Annotated in this window: 18 protein-coding genes, 1 tRNA gene and 2 pseudogenes; 2 read left to right on the forward strand and 19 right to left on the reverse strand. The window is 46.7% G+C overall.

The window, feature by feature from the left end; translation table 11 throughout:
* Positions 1-2: 2 nt before the first annotated feature.
* The 10 genes and pseudogenes from XI25_RS15580 to XI25_RS15625 form a co-directional block, all read right to left on the reverse strand.
* The gene (locus XI25_RS15580) at positions 3-2,438 is read right to left on the reverse strand and encodes an S-layer homology domain-containing protein (RefSeq protein ID WP_046679389.1); all 2,436 of its coding nucleotides are present in this window, start codon (positions 2,436-2,438) and stop codon (positions 3-5) included.
* Between the two features lie 43 nt (positions 2,439-2,481).
* Entirely contained in the window at positions 2,482-4,008 is a 1,527-nt protein-coding gene (locus XI25_RS33390) for a right-handed parallel beta-helix repeat-containing protein (protein ID WP_046679390.1), read from the reverse strand.
* Between the two features lie 34 nt (positions 4,009-4,042).
* Complete coding sequence (locus XI25_RS15590) at positions 4,043-4,795, reverse strand: peptidyl-prolyl cis-trans isomerase (RefSeq protein ID WP_046679391.1); 753 nt, start codon at positions 4,793-4,795, stop codon at positions 4,043-4,045.
* A 4-nt stretch (positions 4,796-4,799) separates the two neighbouring features.
* Complete coding sequence (locus XI25_RS15595; RefSeq protein ID WP_046679392.1) at positions 4,800-5,111, reverse strand: hypothetical protein; 312 nt, start codon at positions 5,109-5,111, stop codon at positions 4,800-4,802.
* A gap of 283 nt (positions 5,112-5,394) precedes the next feature.
* The gene (gene aac(2')-IIb / locus XI25_RS15600; protein WP_046679393.1) at positions 5,395-6,108 is read right to left on the reverse strand and encodes a kasugamycin N-acetyltransferase AAC(2')-IIb; all 714 of its coding nucleotides are present in this window, start codon (positions 6,106-6,108) and stop codon (positions 5,395-5,397) included.
* A 456-nt stretch (positions 6,109-6,564) separates the two neighbouring features.
* Positions 6,565-7,542, reverse strand: a pseudogene (locus XI25_RS15605) (HD domain-containing protein); the annotation flags it as partial.
* A 28-nt stretch (positions 7,543-7,570) separates the two neighbouring features.
* Positions 7,571-7,912, reverse strand: a complete 342-nt coding sequence (locus XI25_RS15610; protein WP_046679394.1) for a cupin domain-containing protein — start codon at positions 7,910-7,912, stop codon at positions 7,571-7,573.
* A gap of 195 nt (positions 7,913-8,107) precedes the next feature.
* On the reverse strand, positions 8,108-9,487 hold the full coding sequence (locus tag XI25_RS15615) for a HAMP domain-containing sensor histidine kinase (protein ID WP_046679395.1): 1,380 nt from the start codon (positions 9,485-9,487) through the stop codon (positions 8,108-8,110).
* Positions 9,471-10,166 carry a response regulator transcription factor gene (locus tag XI25_RS15620; protein WP_046679396.1) on the reverse strand — a complete coding sequence of 232 codons (696 nt, stop codon included), beginning with the start codon at positions 10,164-10,166 and terminating at the stop codon, positions 9,471-9,473. Before XI25_RS15620 ends, XI25_RS15615 begins: the two co-directional genes overlap by 17 nt.
* Before the next feature lie 81 nt (positions 10,167-10,247).
* Complete coding sequence (locus tag XI25_RS15625) at positions 10,248-12,191, reverse strand: serine hydrolase (protein WP_235439906.1); 1,944 nt, start codon at positions 12,189-12,191, stop codon at positions 10,248-10,250.
* Between the two features lie 297 nt (positions 12,192-12,488).
* On the opposite strand from XI25_RS15625, the gene XI25_RS15630 reads away from it, so the two are divergent.
* Both XI25_RS15630 and XI25_RS15635 read left to right on the forward strand, forming a co-directional pair.
* The gene (locus tag XI25_RS15630) at positions 12,489-13,103 is read left to right on the forward strand and encodes a diadenylate cyclase (RefSeq protein ID WP_046679398.1); all 615 of its coding nucleotides are present in this window, start codon (positions 12,489-12,491) and stop codon (positions 13,101-13,103) included.
* Between the two features lie 97 nt (positions 13,104-13,200).
* The gene (locus XI25_RS15635; RefSeq protein ID WP_046679399.1) at positions 13,201-13,782 is read left to right on the forward strand and encodes a DNA integrity scanning protein DisA nucleotide-binding domain protein; all 582 of its coding nucleotides are present in this window, start codon (positions 13,201-13,203) and stop codon (positions 13,780-13,782) included.
* Between the two features lie 520 nt (positions 13,783-14,302).
* Here XI25_RS15635 and XI25_RS15640 read toward each other — a convergent pair.
* The 9 genes and pseudogenes from XI25_RS15640 to XI25_RS15670 all read right to left on the reverse strand — a co-directional run bounded on the left by XI25_RS15640 (position 14,303) and on the right by XI25_RS15670 (position 23,154).
* A pseudogene (locus XI25_RS15640) lies at positions 14,303-15,449 on the reverse strand (glycerate kinase).
* Between the two features lie 67 nt (positions 15,450-15,516).
* On the reverse strand, positions 15,517-16,785 hold the full coding sequence (locus tag XI25_RS15645; RefSeq protein ID WP_046679400.1) for a GntP family permease: 1,269 nt from the start codon (positions 16,783-16,785) through the stop codon (positions 15,517-15,519).
* A 145-nt stretch (positions 16,786-16,930) separates the two neighbouring features.
* The gene (locus XI25_RS15650; protein ID WP_046679401.1) at positions 16,931-18,097 is read right to left on the reverse strand and encodes a sugar diacid recognition domain-containing protein; all 1,167 of its coding nucleotides are present in this window, start codon (positions 18,095-18,097) and stop codon (positions 16,931-16,933) included.
* A 381-nt stretch (positions 18,098-18,478) separates the two neighbouring features.
* Positions 18,479-18,551, reverse strand: a tRNA-Lys gene (locus XI25_RS15655).
* 108 nt (positions 18,552-18,659) lie between these two features.
* Positions 18,660-20,279, reverse strand: coding sequence for a class A beta-lactamase-related serine hydrolase (locus XI25_RS15660; protein ID WP_235439907.1), 1,620 nt, complete (start codon positions 20,277-20,279; stop codon positions 18,660-18,662).
* Between the two features lie 99 nt (positions 20,280-20,378).
* Positions 20,379-20,663 (reverse strand): hypothetical protein, encoded by a 285-nt coding sequence (locus XI25_RS15665; protein ID WP_152669145.1) that lies wholly within the window; start codon positions 20,661-20,663, stop codon positions 20,379-20,381.
* A 270-nt stretch (positions 20,664-20,933) separates the two neighbouring features.
* Positions 20,934-21,185 (reverse strand): MerR family DNA-binding transcriptional regulator, encoded by a 252-nt coding sequence (locus tag XI25_RS32210; RefSeq protein ID WP_082112386.1) that lies wholly within the window; start codon positions 21,183-21,185, stop codon positions 20,934-20,936.
* A 619-nt stretch (positions 21,186-21,804) separates the two neighbouring features.
* Positions 21,805-22,185, reverse strand: coding sequence for a transposase (locus XI25_RS36920; protein ID WP_442950400.1), 381 nt, complete (start codon positions 22,183-22,185; stop codon positions 21,805-21,807).
* A 189-nt stretch (positions 22,186-22,374) separates the two neighbouring features.
* Positions 22,375-23,154 (reverse strand): sugar phosphate isomerase/epimerase family protein, encoded by a 780-nt coding sequence (locus XI25_RS15670; RefSeq protein ID WP_046679403.1) that lies wholly within the window; start codon positions 23,152-23,154, stop codon positions 22,375-22,377.
* Positions 23,155-23,262 lie beyond the last annotated feature (108 nt).

Here is a 23,262-nt window from a genome sequence, read left to right on the forward strand (position 1 = left end):
CGTTATCTTTTAAATTTTACGTTCTCCTGCCGTTCCAATTTTAAAGCCCGCCCTAATAAAACCGCGAACTCGGCACGGGAAATTTTCGCATCGGGACGGAAGGTCCCGTCTTTGTAGCCTTGTACCCATCCAAGTTCAACCGCTTCCCGGATCGCCTTTTCGGCCCAGTGTCCTTTAACATCCGTGAGCTCTGCGTTTGGCTTCGTCGGTTTTGGCTGTCCAGCGTCTGCCTGGCCGCCTTCTTCCGCTGGCTTCGTTGGCTTGGTTTTCTCCGGATCCTCTGTCTTAGGAACGGATGGAGCCGGAACATAGGTCGATGACCCGCCGCCGGAACCACCCGAGCCGGATGTAACCCCATCGGTTTTAACCCTTGCACTTGGCCCATCGCTGCTCCAGTGATCGTGCTCATTACCGGCTTCAACCTTGAACGTGTACGATGTATCAGGATTCAATCCGGTCACATCATATCGGTAAACAGATCCGGTGACGGTTGCGATCTCCATGCCGTCACGATAGATTTTGTAATCCTTCACTTGGTTCGCGATGACCTCGCCGGACCAGGTTAAAGTGATGCTCGATGTAGATGCTTGATCTGCCTTAAGTTTGCCATGCTTCCAGGTAGGTGCCGTACGATCCGGATTCATGCTGGATTTGAATTCGGCTACGGCTGCATTCAAAGCGAGGACAGCAGCATGAATGTCATTTTGCGCAACGTCCTCACCGTTCCAAACGTCCTCTGCCTTCTCTATGGCCACAAACAGCCTCAGCATTGCTTCGGACGGATATTGGCCGGGCTCCGTTCCTTCAACGGCTTCGGCGTAAACCGCTTTTGCTGCGGTGATCGCTTCATTCAATTTGCTTTTATCCACAGGCGCCCCCGGATTAACGATCACCGAGGCTTGAAATAGGGACACCGCTTCCTGAAGCGCAGCCACAGCCGCATCGACTTCCGCCTGAGATGCCTTTTCCTTGCCCAAAACCTCCCTGGCCCTTTCAATTGCATCAAACAGGAGAGCTTTTGATCCCGCGGGATATTGCCCCGGTTCATTGCCTTCCACGGCCGGTTCATATACGCTTTGCGCCGCGGTTATCGTCTGCTCCAACACCGTCTTATCGATTTTATGCCGAACGGGAAGGGTAAGCTTTGCCGCCTGCTTCGTTACCTTCTCATCCGTTGACGCATATTTGACGTTGTCAAAAGCAAAGGTGCGCCCATTCGCGGCATCCCACAGAAACCCAAGGACAATCCGGTCAAAGTCTTTGATCGCGGTCGTCGTTTTGACCAACTGACCGTCGATATACATTTTCAAATCGACTCCGGAAGTGTAATCCCACTTCAGTTCATGCCAGCCTTTGCTCCGCTTGACCGGCGTTTCTTCCCATGCGCTGGATACATTGCTTGCCCGGACCGAATAATAATCCAAGGAGCCGTAGCTGCTCCCATCGTATAGCAAGCCCATTCCCGCCAGCAGCGTGCTTCTTGCATTCCCGACATGGGCAACGACCCTCGTTTTCGCCGATTTGGACCCGTCGTCGTACATCATCATGGTTACGATTCCCTGCTGTTTCGATCCGAACAGTTTCTGAATCGCGTTGCTCCCGTTTCCGGTAACGAATAAGGCGCTTTTGTTGCCTTGGTAAGCAACGGCATCGGAGATGGCCCCGGTCTGGATCTCGGTCCCGGTCTCCGGCATAAAGTCTCCCCATCCCGCTTCAAAGCTTTGAGTGTATAGCAGGTCCTTGTATTCTTCCACATCCGCCGATACTTCGATTTCATCTGTGCCGGAGAGATCTCCGACTGCCTTCAGTACTCCCGTCTCCTGATCGATCGTCACCTGATCATGGTTCGCCTTATATCGAACGTGAGTGTAAGGCGCATGCTCCATGACCAAGCCGTCCTCCGTGACTCCGTCTATCCGCAGCCGAACCTGGGGTCCAGCCTCGGATAACTCATTATGGTCCGACGCTACCTGATAGGATACGACCTCGGATGCTTCATGAACCGTAACGTGCGCCTCGGCATAAACCGAAGGATTCACGGTGCTTTCAGCCCGGATGGTCGCCTCCCCCGGTTTCATCGGCATCACGAATCCGCTCGAATTCACGGCGGCCACCTGCGCATCGCTGCTCGACCATTTGACTCCTTTAAACCAGGCATCCTGCGGTTCAAATGCTGCAGCTAACGTTTTCCCCGCTTGCTGAGCGTACAAGTCCAGCTTGTCATGGCTTAGTTTTATCGACGATGGAAGCACTTCAGGTGACTGATTCCCCGGTTCATCGTTCGAATATTCATGAGCGCCGATATCGATTTTTTCATCTATTATTGGATTGTTGAAAAAATCCTTATCCGCTGCGCCCCACACCGAAGGCGTTTTCGCCCGGATATCGAGCCCTGCATTAATCGCCGGCGAACCCGGCAGGAGTTTGTATCCGTTCAATTGTTCGACATCGAAGAAGCCGGAATCAGCATGAACGATATCTTTAGGCTCTTCCCCGGGTCTTGCGAATTTGGGGCTTTGGAAAATATTGTTCTCTACCGCAGCGCCCGGAAAGACGGTATCCTTGATGCCGGTGCCGGGGTAAAAAAATATTGTTTTGAATCTCCCCGCCGGAAAACGAGCTTGCTCCCATGGGCGTATCCGCTTTGGAGTAGAAGATGTTGTTATACAATTTGGCGTATTTGCCTGAGGCGTTAAAGATTTTGGTGGAAATATTCGAATCCGTAAAGAACGTATTATTATGAATGATCGGCGCATATCTCTCTTGCGTCGGCAAATAATGCAGCAGGTATCTGCCGTCCCCGTCATTCACGCTCACGTTATACCGGGCCACGGAATTGGTGGAGCCGTCCATGAAGAGCATAAAGCCCCCGCGATTGCTGTGGCTATAGTTGTATTGATACAGCGTGCCCTCGCAGAACATGTCCACGTCAAAAGCTTGTCCGTCGTTATATCCGTAGATCCCCCCATATACCTCGTTGAACTGCATGGTCATATCCTTCACGCCGATAACCCATAAACCGGCGTAATTGACGTTTCCGACATCCTTGGCGGAATGCTTGACGACCGTGTTGTATTCCATCCTGCCGTTCGTGCCCACATTGCTCATCACAAAGCCGTCGCCTTGAACCTCTTCCACGTAGTTGTTGTTGAATATAATATTCTTTAGCACTCTCGGGAAGTTGGCATTGATATCTCCCTCTTTATAGAGCCCTGCATTGCGGATTCCTTCGATATCCACCCGCTTCACGATATTGCCCTCAACCAAAACATCCGAAATGTTGCCGAGGATCAGGATCCCCCCGCTTCCTATTTTCCAACCTTTCGGATTTCCGTTCACATCGTGTATATAGTTATTCTTGATCACAATGCCCATGTGGGGATTGGCTTCCCATTCCGTGACGGTGGTTGAAGCCGTGCGGATATTGATTCCTGCCCGTTGGGAAATCACGTCCGGGTTATAGTTTGTCAGCTCAAAATTGGAGAACTCCAGATAGCTTCCTTCCACCACGTCGATGGTTGCCGACATCGTCTTATCAACCACGCCTTTATAATTCTCAACGATGGCAGACCTCTCGGTCGTCGTTGTCCCGTTTCCGTTGATGACAGGGCGGCCATTCTTCTCGATGTCGTCGTAGCTGCTAAATACGATGGGAGCTTCTTTCGTCCCGGAAACACCTCTAAGCTTGAGCGAGCCGTTCCATACATCCCCTGCTTTAAATAAAATGCGATCGCTCGGCCCAAACTTGGTGCCGTTCACTTTATCCAGAGTTGCCCAGGCCTGATCCACGGACCTCCCGTCGTTCGAATCATCTCCGTCATTGCTTACGTAATAAATATTTCCCGTTTCCGTCCCGGCCGGTACCGCGTTCTCATTGAAACCCGTCCCTGCAGCAGCGGCGATCTCCTGGTTGCCGGGCAGCATAGGAATGGCCAGCGTTACTCCTAAGGCAACGCAAAGGCATGCAGATAAAAACTTTTGAATAGATCGGTTCCTGCGATGGTTCATTTCACTAACCTCCTACATTGTCGTGTAATGACTGTTACGAGAACGAAATTTGCTCCAGCACCTCCTGATTCATACGAATTTGTGTTTCACGCAGACGCTCATCCATCTGCTGCTCTAGCTGCTGCTCCATATAGATTTGGACCAAGGCGGATTTAACCTGATCATAGGGTGCATAGCCTTTGCTCTTGGCCTCAAGAAGCCTGTACATGATTACTCCATCATCATCCTGCGCCATATCCGTAAAATCGCCGGGCCGCATGGACATCAACATCTTCTGCAAGTTATATGCTGCGGCGTCATCCTTGGATTTAACGTCTAGATCCAACGTTTCCCGTTGATATTCAATGCCTTGAGCATGCTTTAAACGTCCGATGGCTTCCTGAACGCCCATATTTTCCGTAAGCACATACTTCTGAAGGCTCTTTAACCGGTTAGAAGCATCGATACCTTTGGTAATGCGGATTTTCTCATATTCAAACACATAGCCCTGGTGAAAATAATCGCTTTTGACTCTTTCATAGAACGGCTTAAGCTCGGCATCGGTAAGGAGCTTCCCCTTCTCCTTGGCCAAGGTATCGATGAAGTGCTGCAAATTCATGCTGTGCGTGTATGAGTAAAATTCTTCGGCTTCATATTCCCGAGGACCGTAAATGGGCTGATCATTACGGAGTTTCCGCTGCCGATCGTTGTTTTCCGAAGCCAGCTTTTTCAAAAAGGTTTTGTAGGAAATGTCTTGCAGGATGCCATGCTCTTTCATCAGGATTTGTTCGACTTTGATTTTTTTCAAATCCTCAATCGTTTTTTTGTTTCGCGTATTCCAGTGGGCGTTCTCCCTGATAGGTAGTGGTCCAGAAGTTGTTGCTGGGATCGGCATTGTATTTGCGCTTGAAGTAACTCGCCGTCAAGGCCTTGTTCTGTCGCAAAAAAACACGGAATTCCTGAACGGTGACAGGATAATCATCAATGGTAAGCACAACCGCGTCCTCCGAGATGAAGGCTGTACTTCTCCACACCGCAGCGGCTGCAAGAATGATCGCCACCGTCACGATGAGACTGAATAGCAGGAGCCTGATTGTCCGGACAGAATATTTTCCCCTTAACATGATCCTCTCCCCTCTCGTTTAAAAGCGCTTTCATTACGTCCTATTATAGGCAAGCTTGAAATCCGGGCAGAATGAATAAATTAGACGGATGCCAGACGATTTTTACCTCTTATACTATGCCTGATTGTTCGAAGAGCAAAAAAGCTGAAGCTGTCAGAGAGCAAAAGATCCATGGCATTATTCTAAACGGGAGCGTGAGCTTCCTGATCACCGGATACCAAAAAAAGCCGAGCACATCTCGGGAAAGTCGTCCCGGGAGTGCTCGGCTTCGATCGCTGGTAGGTTAAATCACCGTGAAATTAACTCCATAAAATGATAATGCTAATTTTCTCGCCACATTTTGAGATGCAAGGTTGTCCCATAAAGTACTGTATAACGGAATGCTTCCCAACTTACGCACCGAAATTGCCCATCCAGCAACAACTGCTGCGGCATATCCCCTACCACGAAACGCTGTTAAGGTCTCTAGTCCTGCTTCGTGTGCCTTGGATGTGATGCGAACGCTGCGGCAGATCGAGATGACCCGGTTTTCGAGCACTAACGCTATGCAGGGTTGCGCGTATTCTATTTCTGAAGTTATCCATTCGAAACCGTCAAGCAAGTATCCCCCGATATTTTCCCTTGTGATGCTTACCACCTGCATTTTCGGCGCGGCTTCGCTGGGAATTAGAAAACAAGGCCCCATCGTAAACCGTTCCCCCTGAAGGAGGTTCATATATGTCTCGAAATGTTTTGGTTTTGCCTGGAAATCCCTAACGAATGGTTCATCGGCACACAACTCTTCCAACTGTTCGATAAGCATTGCCGAGACATCATACCGAAACCGACAAAGGGCTGTTCCCTCTATAGTCCGTCCTAAGAAAAACCGAGGTGCAGGTGCCACTCCTGGCCAAGGTTCGTTTATCGTACGAAGCCGCATGTTCTGGTCATGCGAAAACAGTGCCTCGACATGAAACCCCATCAGAGTGGTTGGTTTCATTTCTTCCTGATCACTCATGCTTCCGTCCCTCCAATCCATTAAAATGAGTTACCCAATTCCTTAATATTATTCCAAGTATGGCAAAGGAAAGGGAGAGTAAACGAAGGTATCGCCATCTTCATCCAGCTTTAGGATCATGACAAAGTCGGCCCCGTGACTGCTGTCTCCTCGAGGCATGGGAAAGATCATGGGAGGACAACGCAATTCCGTATACGGTGAATACTTTTTGAAATCATTCATCGCAAAATTCAGAATACCGTCGATTTTATCGTATAAAATATGTAGGCCTCCTATAACAGCGTCGCAATAGGGTTTGGACTGCTCGTACTTTTTGGCTAAGATTTGTTTGTATTCTTCAACCGTCAAAAAACAAACTTCCCAATCTAACGGAAATCCCCCCAAATGATAAGTATGTATATTCAAGTTTCCGCTCCTCTTCTCTCTAAAAAAATTGATCATGCTGTCTTGCTTTCCATTCGAAATGATTTTGACGTACATTCCTTCTTCGGATTTTCTTTTGGCCGTTTCGTTCATCCTCTTAATGTCTTCTAATAATTCAGAAGATCGTACGAGTTCGTTTTCATAAAACACGGATGGATCAATGAGTCTCACTTTATTCTTGCGATGCAAATCATATTCGTTTTTGTCTTCCTTTACCTTTACATGGGGATGGATTTGATCCAACAGATTCCTTACATCGCTGTCATCGGATGAACGCAACAAATCCAGTACTTCTTGATCCGTGCCGAGCAGCGTATCCAGGCTGATTATCTTTTTGTCCAAGGCTAATTTCAACGTCTTGGCCAGGAAGTCATTGCCGTAAATATTCAGAGGCTCCATAAAGAAATCGATAACCTCTTTGTAATAGGTTTTTGCAAACCATTCGGCCGTTGCGACATTTTTTAAGATATATTTTCCCATCGATGATGATTAAATGGTCCAAAAAATGGCGAACTTCTTCTAAGGAGATGACTCCATATTGGTGCATATCCCGCAACGTGTAATCGATTCTGTCAGCGCAGAGCTCAGGGGCTGGTTGTTCAAGCAACTTCCATTGGGAGTGATCTAACAGTATGTTTTCATAATCATACCCATACTTTTCAAGGATCGAGGGGATTTCGGAATCGGTAATGATTTGGCGATAGATTTTTTTCGTGGTAATCTTCGTCTTTATTTTCAAGCACGAAATCAATAACGTGTGAAAATGCCGTATGGGATATATCATGGAGCAGCCCTGCTATTTGTTCTTCCAAGGAACCATTCAGTTTTTTTGATCAACAGCATGACGCCTAGGGAGTGTTCATATCTGGTTACATTCCATTTCTCATTCACTAAATGACTGGCCCCGCCTTGGTAAACGCCTTTTAACCGTTGCACCGGACAGCTGAGAACGAGTTCCTCGAGAATTCCATCGACGGTAAACTCCCCATACATTTTATCTGTTATTTTCAATTCCAATCCCCCTTTTGCAACGATATATTCATTCGACCAAGATCCGATCGCCCTTGCTTGTCGGTTGGGAAATGACCAAAAATTCGATTTCATGATCTGACTTGTTGAACATTTGATGAGGAACCAAGGGAGAAACCTCGATCCCCTCCTGCGGATTTAGGACAATCTCTTTACCATCGATCTCCAAGGTCGCAATCCCTGATAAGACAAAGAAAAATTGACGTGATTGTTGATGATAATGCTTGACTTCCGAAGTGTTTGCCGGCATTCTTTCATGAATGATGCTTAAATCCTGATTTTTTACCAAATGCCAACCATCGCAATTTTCACCCCAAATATAATGCTCTGCACTGTGTTTGCTTATTTTCATTCAGCAACTCCCCTTAAGTATCAAAGCTTACAGAACGGCCATACTCTCTTATATACGTCAAAATCATCGATAATACAAACAATAAAGTGACATATTAAATCCCTACAATCCATTTCTTTCGAAGTTTAAAACCTAATCGATTAATATGTTCCTCATTTTTCACCAGGAAGTTACATGTTTCCAGTATCTAATGTGTTATATAGTGATAGGCAAGCTGATTCGAAACAAGGTAGAATACCGCTGATCCTGTTCCAGTTCAATTGTGCCTTCATGCAGTGTAATAATTTTTTTGCAAATCGCAAGACCTAAGCCCGTGCTGTCTTTGATTGGACCATCCCCGCGTATGAATTCTTCAAAAACATGTTCCCTGATCGGCTCCTGAACGCCAATTCCGTTATCTCCGATCCACAGAATGACGTTTTCTTCTTCTCGTTCGCATGACACATAGAGAACGGTTCCAGCTGGATTATATCGCAGTGCATTGCTAATCAAGTTGGTAATGACGCGGCTCATATGGATCTTGTCCATCTTTGCAAAGAGTGGTTCTTCCGGAATATGTGCTTCAAGTTCGAATCCCTTCTCTTCTATTTCCGGGTAAAATTCCACTACAAGTTGCTGAAACCACTTCGTAATGTTCTCTTTTTCTCTATTCAATGCCGTATGCTTGTCATCCAGCTTCGCCAGTTCGAATAAGTCTTTAATCAAGTTGGACATATAAGAAGACTTATCGTAAATGTATTGAATATATTTGCGGGTATCCTTATCTGTTAATGTCTGATTATCCAACAGAAGCTGCGAATATCCATATATCGACGTAATGGGCGTTTTCAAGTCATGCGACAGATGCAGCAGCATGTTCCTCTTATTATTCTCGGCCATTTCCTTCTCGGCGGATGTATGCTGCAAACGTTCGGCCATGTCGTTAAACGCCTCCTGTATTTCCGCGAATTCCTGTTCGGCTGAGTAATGAAGCCGCTTCGTATAATTGAAACGTTCCATCTCTTTGATGCCCTCAACGATTTGCTCTAGTGGTTTTTTAACTTGTTTGACGGAATAGCGGGCATAAAAATAAAGCGCGATGAACAAAAAAACAGCAAACAATGCAGCAAAGATAGATGTTACAGTTGATAACTTCAAATATCGCTCAGGGATTTTCCACAGTAATACATAGGACTCCCTGTGTGGACCCTCTACATGATAGGCATGATAGGAGATCGAATCATCGTTTCGTTCCACATCCATTTTGGCATACATCTGACCATCTTCGTAACGGACGATATCGTCTTCTTTGTTTCCTTTGACATAAATGATCTCGCCCGACTCATTTACAATCTCGAACCAACCGCCGTACTTGTCCAGCAAATGTCTGCTGATGTTATCAAAAGGGTAGCGGTATATATCTGAGCCATGAATTTGAGTGACATCCAGCTTATAGATAAACCTGCTCATAAACAGGTCTGTACCAAAGAGCGCTACGACGATGGCCACGATCATCAGAGCGCTAATAACTGCATAATTTCGGATGAATACCTTTTTCAATGGACGTTTGCCGGAGTGGTTATTTGCTTTTTTCAAAGCGGTAGCCCAACCCCCTAATCGTAATAAGATGAACCGGCTTTCTCGGGTTGTCCTCAATCTTCTCACGGATTTTGCTTATGTACACCATAATTAAGTTTTCATCTCCGATGTATTCCTCGCCCCATACCTGCTCGTAAATATGCGCTTTCGTCAACACTCTGCCTGCCTGTCCCATGAGCAGCTCCAAAATCCTGAATTCGTACGATGTCAATTCTTTTTCTATTCCGGACTTGTATAGTTGGCAGCTCTTTAAATCCAGCTTCACATCTCCAATTTCGATAAACTCCTGCTCCTGCTTATCTGGTTTCGCAAAAGAGTCGATTCGTCTGAACAACGCTTGAACACGGCTAACGACTTCAAGCGGGTTGAAGGGCTTGCCCACGTAATCATCTGCTCCAAGCTGCAAGCCATAAATTTTGTCCATGTCGTCTGACTTCGCGGAAATAAAGAGGAACGGAATCTGAGAGCTTTGTCGCGTCTTCTTAAGTAATTCCAATCCATCCATCTGAGGCATCATAATATCGGCTATAACCATATCGATGGGCTTCTTCTGCAGTACAGCTAATGCTTCCATACCATTCTCAGCTGTAGCTGTAGCGTAACCTTGGTTGGTCAAATAGATGGTCAGCAATTCCCGAATTTCGGCTTCATCATCGATGATAAGTATGGTTTTCATTTATTGTTTCACCTCTATGCATGCAACAATAACTCCCGTTCACTTGCGGCTTAGCGCAGGTTGATCGGGAGTTGTGCTGTATTAGAATAAATTGTCGGCGAACTTAGACAGCATTGCTGCAGCTTCTTGCTTCAGCATCGGCTGCTTGGATCCATAATTGAACGTGCCGTCTTTCCCTTTGACAATTTCAGGCCCATATAATTGCTTGGCGATGACGAACTGAACGCCATCCAGCGCCCAGGAAGCGGTGTGATCCCGAAGTGAAACTTTTTTCGGCGTTGCTCCTAAATGTTCGACTGCCATACGCCATATAATAGTTGCTGCTTCCTGGCGGGTCAACAATTCCTGCGGATGAAATTTGCCGTTCTCTGGCTTCTGAATGACGCCAAACTCATACGCAGCTTGTATTTCTTTAGCAAACGCACTGTCGGATATATCTATGAAAGCAGGCTTGCTCTTGGATGGAGACACTCCAAGCCATCGGATAAACCAACCGATAAACTGTTCCCGGGTAATTGCTTGTTCAGGCTGAAAGCGGTTGTCGCCGCTTCTGTCATCGATGACTTTCAATTGGCGCAAGTGATGGATAAACGAAGCATACGGATGATCGTCACTAACATCCTGATAATGCTGCGGCTCTGCCAGTTTTTCAGCCCAGCTATCTATTTTCTGATCGTAATACAATGCTTGCACATCGCCGCTGTCATTTAACTTGAATGCAGCTTTTACGCCTTGTTCATCTTGGAAGAGCAGGGGCTCGATTTCGCGGAGCACATGCTTTCCTAGCGGATCTTTCACGATAAGCTTGCCGTCCTCAGCACGAACGCGGGAGGTCCACATTCGATTACGTAAGTCGCTGTACACACCTTCAAATTTTTCCAACGATTGTTTCGCTTGCTCATGAGGAGCCTGGTCGCCATCTTTCTCCGGGTAGTAATGATCCATGAATGCTTCCAATAATTCCTTGCGGAACTCAACATCTTTATTTACAGTAACGAAAAAGCCGACCTTTTCATCGGGAATCAACCACATATTGCTGTGATACCCAGCCATGTCCCCGGATTTTTCAATCAAATAACGTCCGTTGGAAAGCTGCCGATTGGCGTATTCGAAGCCGTATGCCATGTTCGGCAGCTTCTCATGCACGGCAAGCTGAGGCTTATGCATTTCCGCCGCCGATTCTTTTTTCAAGATCGTTGCATCTCCCAGCTTGCCGCTGTTCAGATGGGCTAGCATGAATTTGGACATATCAGCGCCAGTAGAAAGCATGCCGCCCCCTGGATACTCTGTCGGAACCGTTGCGTAGGCGGGAATTGTTTCTCCCATCACGTTATATGGAACGGCCAGGTGTTTCGTGATATCCGAGGTTAAGCGGAAATCGCTGTTTGTCATGCCTAGCGGTTTAAAAATATGCTCCTGCACGTATGCACCAAATGGCTGTTTGCTCACTTGCTCTACGATGTAACCTTGCATTGTAAAGCCTAGATTGTCATAGCGGTAGTACTCGCCTGGCTTGCGGATCACCGCAGGCGTATTGTCCGACACATATTGCTTGATAGATATTTCTCGAGTTAAGTCGTACGTAGATGATTCTGAGCCGTCCCCGAATTCGAATCCGGTAGAATTCGTCATTAAATGCTTGGCGGTTATGGGAGAGCCGGTCTTATTAGGAATTTTAATATCTCCCAGATATGCTGACAAATCTTTGTCCAAATCGATTTTCCCTTGCTCGGCTAATTGCATCACGGCCGTAGCGGTGATCACTTTGGAAATCGAAGCGACACGGAATACGGTTCGATCCGGGTCGACGGGCAGCTTCTTATCCACATCTGCATAGCCGTATCCTTTCTTCAACAGCACCTTATCGTCTTTAACAACGACAAAAGCAGCCCCAGCCATACCTTCCTTAATCTCCGGACGGCTAAAAAATTCATCGGCAAATTGCTCGACCTCCTTTGGATCTTGCGGACCTATGTTCACGGGCGTTGCCGATACTTTCGATAATGTACCCGCACCGCTTAGCAAGGTGGTTGCTACCGTGAAGGTCAGTGCAGTGGCCGCGACGCGCTTTAAAAAACATGTTCATTCTTTGCCCTCTCCTCTGTTTTCATTTCTTGTGTCACCAGAATACATGAGCAATCTTAACCACAATTCTATGTAATCTTAATCTAATGTGAAATTTTCGAGAAAGGAAAAGAAGGCAACAAAAAAAACGGCATTTCTGCCGTTTCCGTTTCATCCCGAGAAGTTTAGGAAGAAATGCACATGCACATAATAATATCCATTCTTGGATATAACACTAATTATTAAAGGAGGTTTCCCATGGATAATAACCATCCGAAAGCAACTTCTCCGCAATTTGCCGATGTAGCTGTTCAATTTCACTATCTAGCCGACAAAATCAGGAATGTATTGTCTTCCATGGACCAAGAGGAGATAGATGTCTTAAGAAACCTAAAGTTGCTATCGAAAGTATGTACCGATACAGAAAAATTGGTTTCAGCTTACCATTTAAACCGGCTTCTTACTCCTTATACCAGTCAATGTAATGAGATCTTTAAGGCAATCAAGTTATTAAGCGATCAACGTAAAGGGGCTCTTATTGTCGTTGAGAGAGAGGATAATGTAAACGATAGGATCACTACGGGCACTCCTTTATACGCGAAGATTTCAAGCACGCTGTTGGATTCCATTTTTCATGTTGGAAGCCCGTTGCACGACGGCGCCGTATTAATTCAAAAGGACACCATCGTTTCTGCTGCAAACGTTCTTCCGTTAACCCGAAAATCGTTTAAAACCAAGTTAGGCACCCGCCATCGTGCAGGCATTGGTTTATCAGAGAGTACGGATGCGTTGACCTTCATCGTATCAGAGGAAACAGGCAAAAAATCTTTCGCATTTAACGGCTCACTTTATGGTTTTGAGATCCCAAATTGATAAAACAATGATTTGGAGTGAACATTATGAATAACAACGACTGCAATAGCGATCTTTCCGAACTCCGAAATGAAACCATAAAAAAAATTAACGAACATTGAAAAAAAAAGTTAACGACAATATTAGCAAACTGGATCAACATGATATCCACATCATAGATAGAGTACAAAAGATATCCAGAGAACTGCTCGAAATAGAAATGACAGCGTCTACTTACTTACTCAATCGTCTCTTATCTAAGTATACGAAATCTAACAATGAGTTATCTCTTGCCATTCATAAGCTCAGCTCGCACCGTCATGGAGCACTTATGGTTATTGAGGCAAATGACCCTGTTTCCCCTTTAATTAAAGAAGGAATTCCTATAAATGCGGTTATAACCAGCCAATTATTAGAGTCCATTTTCCATCCTGGCAGCACATTGCGTAACGGAGCCGTATTGATTGTAGACGACTTCATTGCATCCGCATCCAATGTTCTCCCTCTGACAGAAAAAATATTTTGGGATAGAACAGCTGATATTCGGGAATTATCAGCCATAGGTTTGTCAGAACTAAGCGATGCATTAATCATATTAATCACTGACAATGGATCAACATACTTCTCATTAGCAGGAAATCTTTTTCCATTCCGCAACAGTAACCGTGCGCTTCGCTTGATGATGGGGATTTGGGGCTGATGTCATGGCACTTACCACTTTATTGATCAGTTTTCCATGAAACCAGAGCTTTCCTTCTTCCGAAGCCAACTCCGGGATTCTCAAAACCTTCACTTCCGCCCCTTGTTCTCTTCCCCCTTCAGAAGCCCACTCCGCTAAACGGTAATTTGTTCCCGTCATACTGGAGAATAACAGCCAGTTTAACTTTGACCATTCTTTTACTCCTATACTTGTTGGTTAGATGATTAAGTGACTCAGATCGGCAAGCCATACTAAACTAAACTTCACCTATTTTTTTCATGGTGCATACTGTTATTGTTTTTTTGAAAAAATCCATCAGCGCACCTGGATTAACCGACCATCCCGAAAGCCAGGATGATGAGTTTCGGCCTTGAAGTTATACTTTCTGATACTTAAAAAAGCACACCGGGACAGAGCCTCGGTGTGCTTATAAATACGTATGGACATTTCTCATGCGGACGGCAGCAACGCTCGAGGCGGCGCCTTCCAACAACAAAGCAGCCGCCTTATGCCACTTTCACTATTTTTGCAGATTGCCGCCGAATCGCAATGTCTTCGCAATGTTGCGGGCCGTGCGCTCCATGTTGGCAGCGGCTAGTCGCATCGCTTCCTCCAGGCTGCATACGCCAGGCACGATCGTGAACACCATATCGATGCCGTGCTCATGCACCACTTCATGCCCGTCCGCCAATGAGCCCGCGATGCCGATGACCGGCACGCCATAACGCTTGGCCGTTTTGGCTACGCCTATTGGCGTCTTGCCGTAAATCGTCTGGCTATCGATGCGGCCTTCTCCCGTAATGACGAGATCCGCATCCTCGACATGCGAAGCGAGCCCGGTCGCTTCAATGACGATATCGACGCCCCGCTTCAGCTCGGCGTCCAAAAAAGCCAGCACGCCCGCGCCGAGCCCACCGGCTGCGCCCGCGCCGGGAATCCCGGCCACATCCCGGCCCAAGCAGGCCTTAATCATCGACGCAAAATGGGCGAGATTGCCGTCGAGCAGCCGCACCATGTCCGGCCCGGCGCCTTTCTGAGGGCCGAATACGGCCGAGGCCCCCCCGCTCGCCGGTCAGCGGATTATCCACATCGCAGGCGGCCACGAAGGCCACCTCCTTCAACCGCGGATCGGCTCCGCTCACGTCGATGCGGGCTAAGCGGTGAAGTTCACCGCCGCCATGGCCGATTTCCGCGCCGTCGTCGTCAAGCAGCCGCACGCCCAGCGCCTGCGCCATGCCTGCGCCGCCGTCGTTCGTGGCGCTGCCGCCCAGGCCGAGAATAATCGTGCCGACGCCTTCATCCAGCGCAGACTGAATCAACTCGCCGGTGCCTCGCGTCGTCGTCGCGAGCGGGTTGCGCTGCGTAGGCGGCACGAGCGCAAGACCCGAGGCGGCCGCCATCTCGATGACCGCCGTCTTCCCGTCGCCAAGCAAGCCGTAGAACGCGGCCACGGGCGTCCCGAGCGGTCCCGTCACTTCGCGGTGGATCAATCGTCCGCCCGTGGCATCGACCAAGGACCGGACCGTGCCTTCTCCGCCGTCAGCCATCGGCACGTGAACGATCTCCGCTTCAGGGTAAACCTGGCGCCATCCTTTCTCTATCGCATGGCATGCCTCCATGGCGGACAAGCTCTCTTTAAATGAGTCCGGAGCAATGACAACCTTCATTTCTCTCCACTCCCTCTCCATCAAACCTTAGACTATGACTAACTGCTGTCCCCGTTGCAATCCCGGGTTACAGGAACCAACCGAATACGCCGAACACCAATGTCGAAACGATCGCCAGCACGAGACCGATCGCCGTCTCATACGGAATGATGCGCAGCCGCTCCTTCATCCCCATGTTAACGCTTCCGCCCGTCGCGTGGAAGAAGCTGCCGTGCGGCATATGGTCGAAGACGGTCGCACCGGCATGAATCATGGCCGCCGCACCCAGGGAAGCGACGCCAAGCTCCATAATCGTCGGGCCGAACACCGAGCTTGCGACTGCCGTGCCTGCCGTCGTCGAGGCAGTGGCCAAGGACATGAACGCGCCGCTAATCGGGGCAAGCAGGTAAGCCGGCAGGCCGGAAGAGGCCAGGCTGTCGATGATGACATCTTTCAATTTCGAGTTCGATATGATGCCTGCCAACGTCCCCGTCCCGAGCAGCATAACGGCTACGCCTGTCATTTTGCCCAGGCCCGATATCGCGTATTGGTTGATATGCTTGATGCGGCCCATGCACAAGGCGCCAACGAAACCGCCGACGGGCAAAGCGATAATCGGATCGATGACGATGCCGGCCAGCGGGCGCAGCGCCAGCAGCACAATTGCCGTGAGCGGCGCCATCATCGCCGCCAGGAAGCTGGGAAGCTGCAGCTCGCCATTGTCAACGCTTTCTTCAGCGGCAATCATCGTGCCCTTCTTCGTCAGCCGCTTCGCGATGAGATAGGTGACAACCAGCCCAACCAAAGCCGGGATGATGCCCGCCATCATCATCGATGTCAGCGGGATGTTGAAGGCTTCCGCCGCCGAGATGGCGTTCGGATTCGGCGACATGATGTTGCCGGCCTTGCCGCCGCCGATCATGGCGAGCAGGATCGCCATGCGGGACAAGCCGGCTCGCTGCGCGATCGCGAGCGCAATCGGCGCCACCGTGATGACCGCGACGTCGATGAAGACGCCGACCGCCGTCAGCACCATCGTCGCGAACGCCAGAGCGAACAGGGCGCGCGTTTCGCCGACCTTGCGAACCAGCGTCTCGGCAATCGTCTTGGCTCCGCCCGATTCAATCAGGACGCCCGCCAGTACGCCGGCCGCCAGGATACGCAGTACGGCCGGGACCATGCCCTTGGCGCCATCCATCATCAGGTTCACGGAATCGACCAGACCGATGCCGCCGACGATCCCGCCGGCCAGCGCGCCAATCATCATGCCGTACGCTGGCGGAACTTTTCTCAATATCAACACAATGGCTACGACCAATGCCGTCAAAGCACCGAGCACCGTTACAGATACGTCCATAGTGAACTCCCCCTAAGGTGTTATATCAAATCCTTGTACTATTACTGTACCTGTAACTTGTAAGCGCTTCATCATGCATAAAAATGAAATTTAGCGCTTTATTCAGCATGTTTTTTGTTCAAATGCACAATGGATGCCAAGCCGCTCAGACACTGCTCTCGTTCTCTTTGTCCCCTAAGGCGCTTAACCATCGGGCGGTCATCAGCGTATATAAGTCGCGAAAATGCTTCGGGTCCTTGCCGGTCGCTTCATGAATGCGCTGCAGACGGTAACGAAGCGTGTTGCGGTGAATGGCCAACCGCTCCGCGATGTGCTGCTGTTCGCCGTTCTCCTCATAATAAGCCTGCAGCGTCTGCTGAAGCTCCCCGTTTTTGTCCTCTAGCGCAAACCGCTGCCATAGCCGCCGCAGTTCTTCCCCTATCCATGATGGCTTGACATTGGCCGCAGCTGTCTCATTCGGCATATCTTCGCTATAATATACCGTCTGCTCAGGAAAAATGGCCAGGCCCGCCCGCATTGTATCTTGTGCGGAACGATAGGACGCGATCAAGCCGCCGATGCCGGAATACGCCTTTCCGACGGCAATGCGGAGCGGCGCGATCCGTTTCTCTTCCAGCAGCCTGCGGATGCGGGCGATGCCTTCGCATATATCGGCTCCGGGCTCGCGGGGATGCAGATGCGGCTTGAACAGCACGATTTGGCGCGTATTGCGGATAGCGATCAGGTCGATGGCGGGCCGCCCCTCCAGCAGCTCGACCACCCGCTTGAGCGTAGACAGCGCATCCGTGCTCTCTGTTCCGGTAAGTTCCATAATGCATGCAACGCGCGTCCGGTCCGGATTGAAACCGATCCGTTCCGCCTGAAGCCGCAGCATATCGTTATCTTTGCCGTCCGCGTGAATGACGGACAACAGGAAATCCTCCTTCATTCGCTTGTCCCATTGGGCTTTTTCCATCAGATCGGCTTGCTCCAGGTACATTTCCGCGGTCATTTTCACCAGCTCGCCGTATTTGGTCACCTCGTTCGGATCTCCGGTAATGCCGATGACGCCCACGACTTCGCCCTGGAACTGAATCGCCAGATTGGTGCCTGGCTGCACCCCTTGCAGCTTTCGTGCGCTCTCCTCGTCGATCTCGAAGCGCCCCTTCCGCTCAATTGCAATGAGTGCCCCTTCATGCTTTTGATTTAAGCGCGAGCGGTCTCCGGAACCGATAATCCGTCCGCGTTCATCCATGACGTTCACGTTATAGTGGATGACTTGCATCGTCCGCGTCACAATGTCCTGCGCCAATTCTTTGGTCAGTCTGCTCATCTTTCGTCTACCACCTGCTCATCTCATGCGATATGAAAAAAACGCCCTCCATCCGGCTGATAATCGCGGCTCACCGCGCTCTTGGCAGGACAGGGGCATTCAGTTCCAGCATAATGCATTATATACCCTTACTAGAAAGGTTGTTCAAAACAAAATCTTTTAAAAACCCATTTTCCGAGAAAGCCGTTCTTTCGGCTTAGTAAGCTTGACGATATGGGCCTCGGATCGGTCGAGCCCGCCGGACACATGCATGATGTTGCCGGAAAAGAAATCCGACCGCTCCTCTTACAAAAAACGAATGACCCGAGTTACATCCTGCGTGCTTCTAAACACTCCAAAAACAAAAAAACGGCATTTCTGCCGTTTGGATTACATATCTGATGGGTTCTGAGGGGGTCGAACCCTCGACCTGATGATTAAGAGTCAACTGCTCTGCCAACTGAGCTAAGAACCCATATACTGGGTTCAAGGGGGATGCATCATCCCGATTGAACGAAGTTTAATTAATACTCTTACATTCTAGTCCTTATCGGCAGAGTTGTAAACTATGAATTACAGCTAATTATGGTTGATCCTGGCTGCTTATATATAAGTTGTTAATCGAAGTGAACGGACATAGCCTAAACCACCTTGAAAAATCCGTATTTGATACATTAATCTCGACTAATTCTTTAGATCCATATCCTTTATCAGCTGAAACCTCATGATTGATGAAATAAAAAAACAATATCACCAAGATAAAGCATAGTACATTAAAAATAATTAGAGTCAATGGCATCCACACGAAAACCATATGAAAAGAATAATCTATTATATATGGCCATACAGCCAGCATGATCATAAAAGAAAGTCCGATCAGCAATTTTACAACCAACAAAAAATTTTTCCTTTTTTTAAGCACACTCTCACTTTTTAAATGAATACGTCTTTTCATCGTCCTAATTAAAACTATTGCCAGGAAAATTAATGTAATCAATGCGATTATGCCTATGCTAAAAATTTTATCTAAAAGCCCTTGACTATAGGTAATACCCACTAATGGTTCATCATTCAGATGCTTCATAATATTTTGCGAAATATTGATTGTCTGGCTTCCTGGACTGTTAGACTGTACGCCAATCGCTATTTCTTTTTTCGGGAGGATGATGATATTTGAGGTAAAGCTTGGATTTTCTCCACTGTGAGTAATATATGCCCCATCTTCTGATACAATCCACCCATATGAATAATATAATGGTTTTCCCTCAAATTCCCCTGCCACTATATCATTATCGATCGCGTGGGATTTTTTAATAAGGCGTGCCAGTTGTTCAGGAAAATCCCCTCTCCCTAATTGTGCATTTAACCAAATTCCCATATCTTTTGAAGAAGTGATGAGGTAACCATCCGCTAAAGAACCTTGATACCTGGGTGCATCATATTCAACTGCTCTGTTGAAGAATGGTGAATATCCTTGAGCCATATTTCCAGTTTTTTTGGCTTCATCCAAGTCAAAATAACTACTATGCATTCCCAACGGCAGTAATATTTTTTCTTCAACAAAATCTTCATATTTTTTCTTCGTCACCACTTCAAGAATGTATGCAAGTAAATCATATCCAATATTAGCATATTCAAAATCCGTTCCCGGGTAAAAATTCAATGGAATTCCATCTGTCAGCCGAACTGTTTTTTCAAGGAGATCATGAGAAGTTCCCTCTGGAAAATGGTTTATTGTTTTTTCGGGAAGACCGCTTGAATGGTGTATCAATTGCTCAATCGTAATTTCTACATTTTTTCCGTTATAGTTCACATTAAACCACGGTACATATTTTGATATACGATCTTCAAGAGATATGACTCCTTCGTCATCAAGTATCAGCATGGCCAATGCGGTAAATGCTTTTGTGGTCGAACCCAGCTCAAATAATGTATCTTTCGTGATTGGAGTCTTTTTCCTTACATTGCTGAATCCATACTGTTCATGTACTACCTTTTCCCCATTAGCAACCGTTATTGCAGATCCTGGAGACTGATTCCCTTTCATGGATTCGAGAATAATATTCTGTATTTCTTCTGATTTAAGCGTATGACTAATTTCTTTTTCCGAGTATGCATATGTTGAAGCAGCCTCATAGTCGAAGAATATGATCAATGCCAGTATACAGGCAATGATTCTTCTAATTTGAACCGTAGTAGTCACGATCTGATCATTCCTTTCTCATGTCTTTATCAATGAACCATCCTCCTAATAAAAACAATAAACCCTTGAGTAACTCAAGGGTCAATACATCCGCTCTTTTTAACTGAATAATAATATCTCTACGAAATATTCATTATCTGCAAAATTTTTATGAAGAAGGCAGAATTCATAATTGACTAACACTTCAACATTCTCTTTATCAGCATGAAAATATGAAACTAGTTTATGCAGGTACTCTTCCAACTCTGCTTTAGTTCCATAGAATTTTGCTTTTACGCATTGTCCACTACAATGTCTGGCTTCTAAATTGGTTACGGTTACTTGTTCTATAAGATTTTTTTCTTCTGAATAAATGGAAAATAATAAACAATCTTTGTTTTCCATTATTTTACCTGCTGCATTTCTGTAAAAGGGAACATAATTCTCTACTTTATAAGGGCTCAATTCAGATTTAAGCTTCATAAAATGCTCAATCAATTCGGGTAACCGAATGTAATATAAAGTAAAATTAACATTTTCTATCAACAATTCACTGAAATCATCTCTCCTTTTTAAAATCGGAAATTTCACAGATCATTTTTTTTTAATTGATTGATATATTTCTTCATTCGTTGAAGCTGTTGAATTTTTCCCTCTATCATTTCTTCTTGTTTTTCAATCAAACTTGTATATTGATTGATGTCCTCTTGCTGAAATACATTTTTCATTTTTTTTGAGAGGAATTTCTAAATACTTTCCCACTAATATGTGTTCAAGCAAATCCAAATGCTCCAATGAGTAGTAACGATATCCGTTTGTTTCATCTACAATGGGTTTTAAAATTCCGATTTTATCGTAATGTCGTAACGTATCTAAGCTTATTCCATACATCTTGCTAACTTTTCCTATGCTAATTCTGAAGTCCATTAGTGCTTGAATTTCACCTCTACTTTGAAGAGTCGTTCGATAGAAAACAAAATATTCTTTTTAACCGCTTTTCAACTTAAGATGTTCTAGTTTTTTTTGGACATAAAAACACCCCTTTAGACAAATATAATCTAAAGGGGTAAAACGATGAAACTTTTTAACAACCGCATGACTTTATTTAAAACGGAACAGCGTGAAAACAAGAAGTCGGAAAAGATGTTTTCCGAGTGTTGTATACTCGTTGATAGTTGAATCTATAACTTATTGTGTTACAATACATTAGGAAGGCCGAGTGCAGGTAACACTCGGCCTTTACAATTGGCTTGGATGGGGTGCCGGATGCGATAGTTTTCCTTCGTCATATATATCGTTTTGTAGGGCAATCCATCTTGTGTTTCATTTTTTTCCCTTTACGGTATTTATTAAATATCGGGTCCTGATCCGAACAGAAAATAACTTTAGACCCGATCGAAAATGACGGAGCCCATACGTTCAAATTTTATAACCTCACTGATCGGTTCCTTTGAATGATCACGCGCTACAAAAATACATACTTATTCATTGGCAATTCCATTACTGGCGGCCGCTCCACCTCGTTTGCGCGGTTTCCGGTTCAACTTTAGACTCCCCTTTTCAAGATGACGAATGTAAATTTCGTCTGCCTCGGCAACGCCTTCCAAAGACTAATCCTTGATCTGAAAAAGCCATGAGGAATTATGTGTCGCCATGTAAAGGTTGTTGGTACGGAAATGCCTGCTCGTTTAGTACATTTGCGAATGGTGAGTCCTTGTTCCATAGCTGCCAAATAGTTTACCCATTGATCTGGGTAATGGGTTCGATGAATAGGGGTATTTGTTAAATCATTAAAGATTCGCTTGCAAGATTGGCAAAGAAAGCCCTGTCTTCCCTTGTACGTTCCGTTTATCTTAAATGGTGCCCGTGCCTCACAGTAGGGGCAGCACAGTTCGTCCCGAAGCCGAGATTCACGAATGTCATCCAAGTCGTTAATTTTCTAGTGCTCTGCTGCAATTCATTGGCAGAAGACTCTTGCAGGATCTGCACCAATAATTGCTTTTGAGCTTTATTAACTTCAGTCAGAGCATCAACAATATCATTAAACGGAATGTAAGACAAACTCAACACTACCCAAAGTACTTATTACAAACTTGTATTTATAGGTCTCACTCAACTAAAGTTTTCGATTTGCTAATCCAATTTTGGCAATTAGATTTGTCAGATTTGTATAACTAGTTGACACGCATCCCATCGGATCCGTCCGGCACATGTCCTGCTCCACCACATACCATTCCACGCCGAAGGCTTCTCCCCATTTCAAAATCGGGACAAAATCAATCACTCCCGTGCTGATTTCCGCAAAGGTCTGCTCTTCGTCGTCTGTCATATCCTTCAGATGGACTATCGGCATCCGACCTGCATACGGCTGGATGAATTCAAACGGATCAAGCCCCGCCTTCTGAATCCAATACACGTCGATTTCCGCGAGGATGCGATTATCGGAAGCAGGATCCAACATGTAGGCCAGTGCAGATTGGCCATTAATCATCGTTTCAAGTTCGAAGGCATGATTATGGTAGCTGATTCGAAATCCTTCGTCCTTCCATTGATTTGCAACTCGATTCAGCTGTTGTTTGATCTCCACATACCCTTCTTTATGTCGCAGAGGCGGCTTAATAAAAGGACAAACGATATCTGACGTGCCGAACAAACGTGCGTCCGATACCACCTTGTCCGTGTGATGCACGATATCGTCCAAACTGACGTGAAGCCCCGCAGTCTTCAATCCCGTTTCTCGCAGAACAGCCTTCAGCTCCATCGGATCGTAATCGTAAAATCCAGCGAACTGTACACCCGCCCACCCCTGCCTCTTTAATTCTCTCAGAACGCCCGGGAAATCTGCTTGGCAAGCCTCTCTCAGCGTGTATAGTTGTACGGCAAGCTTATGATTCACACCACATGTCCCCTTTATGATCGCCTCTTTTTCATTGCTGCGATTATTTCAAATTTATTATATTGGCGGCGGTTACGACGGATTAACAATCCTTCTAATAAATTGACA

It is taken from the genome of Paenibacillus sp. DMB20 (assembly GCF_000987955.1).
GTDB lineage: Bacteria > Bacillota > Bacilli > Paenibacillales > Paenibacillaceae > Paenibacillus_AQ.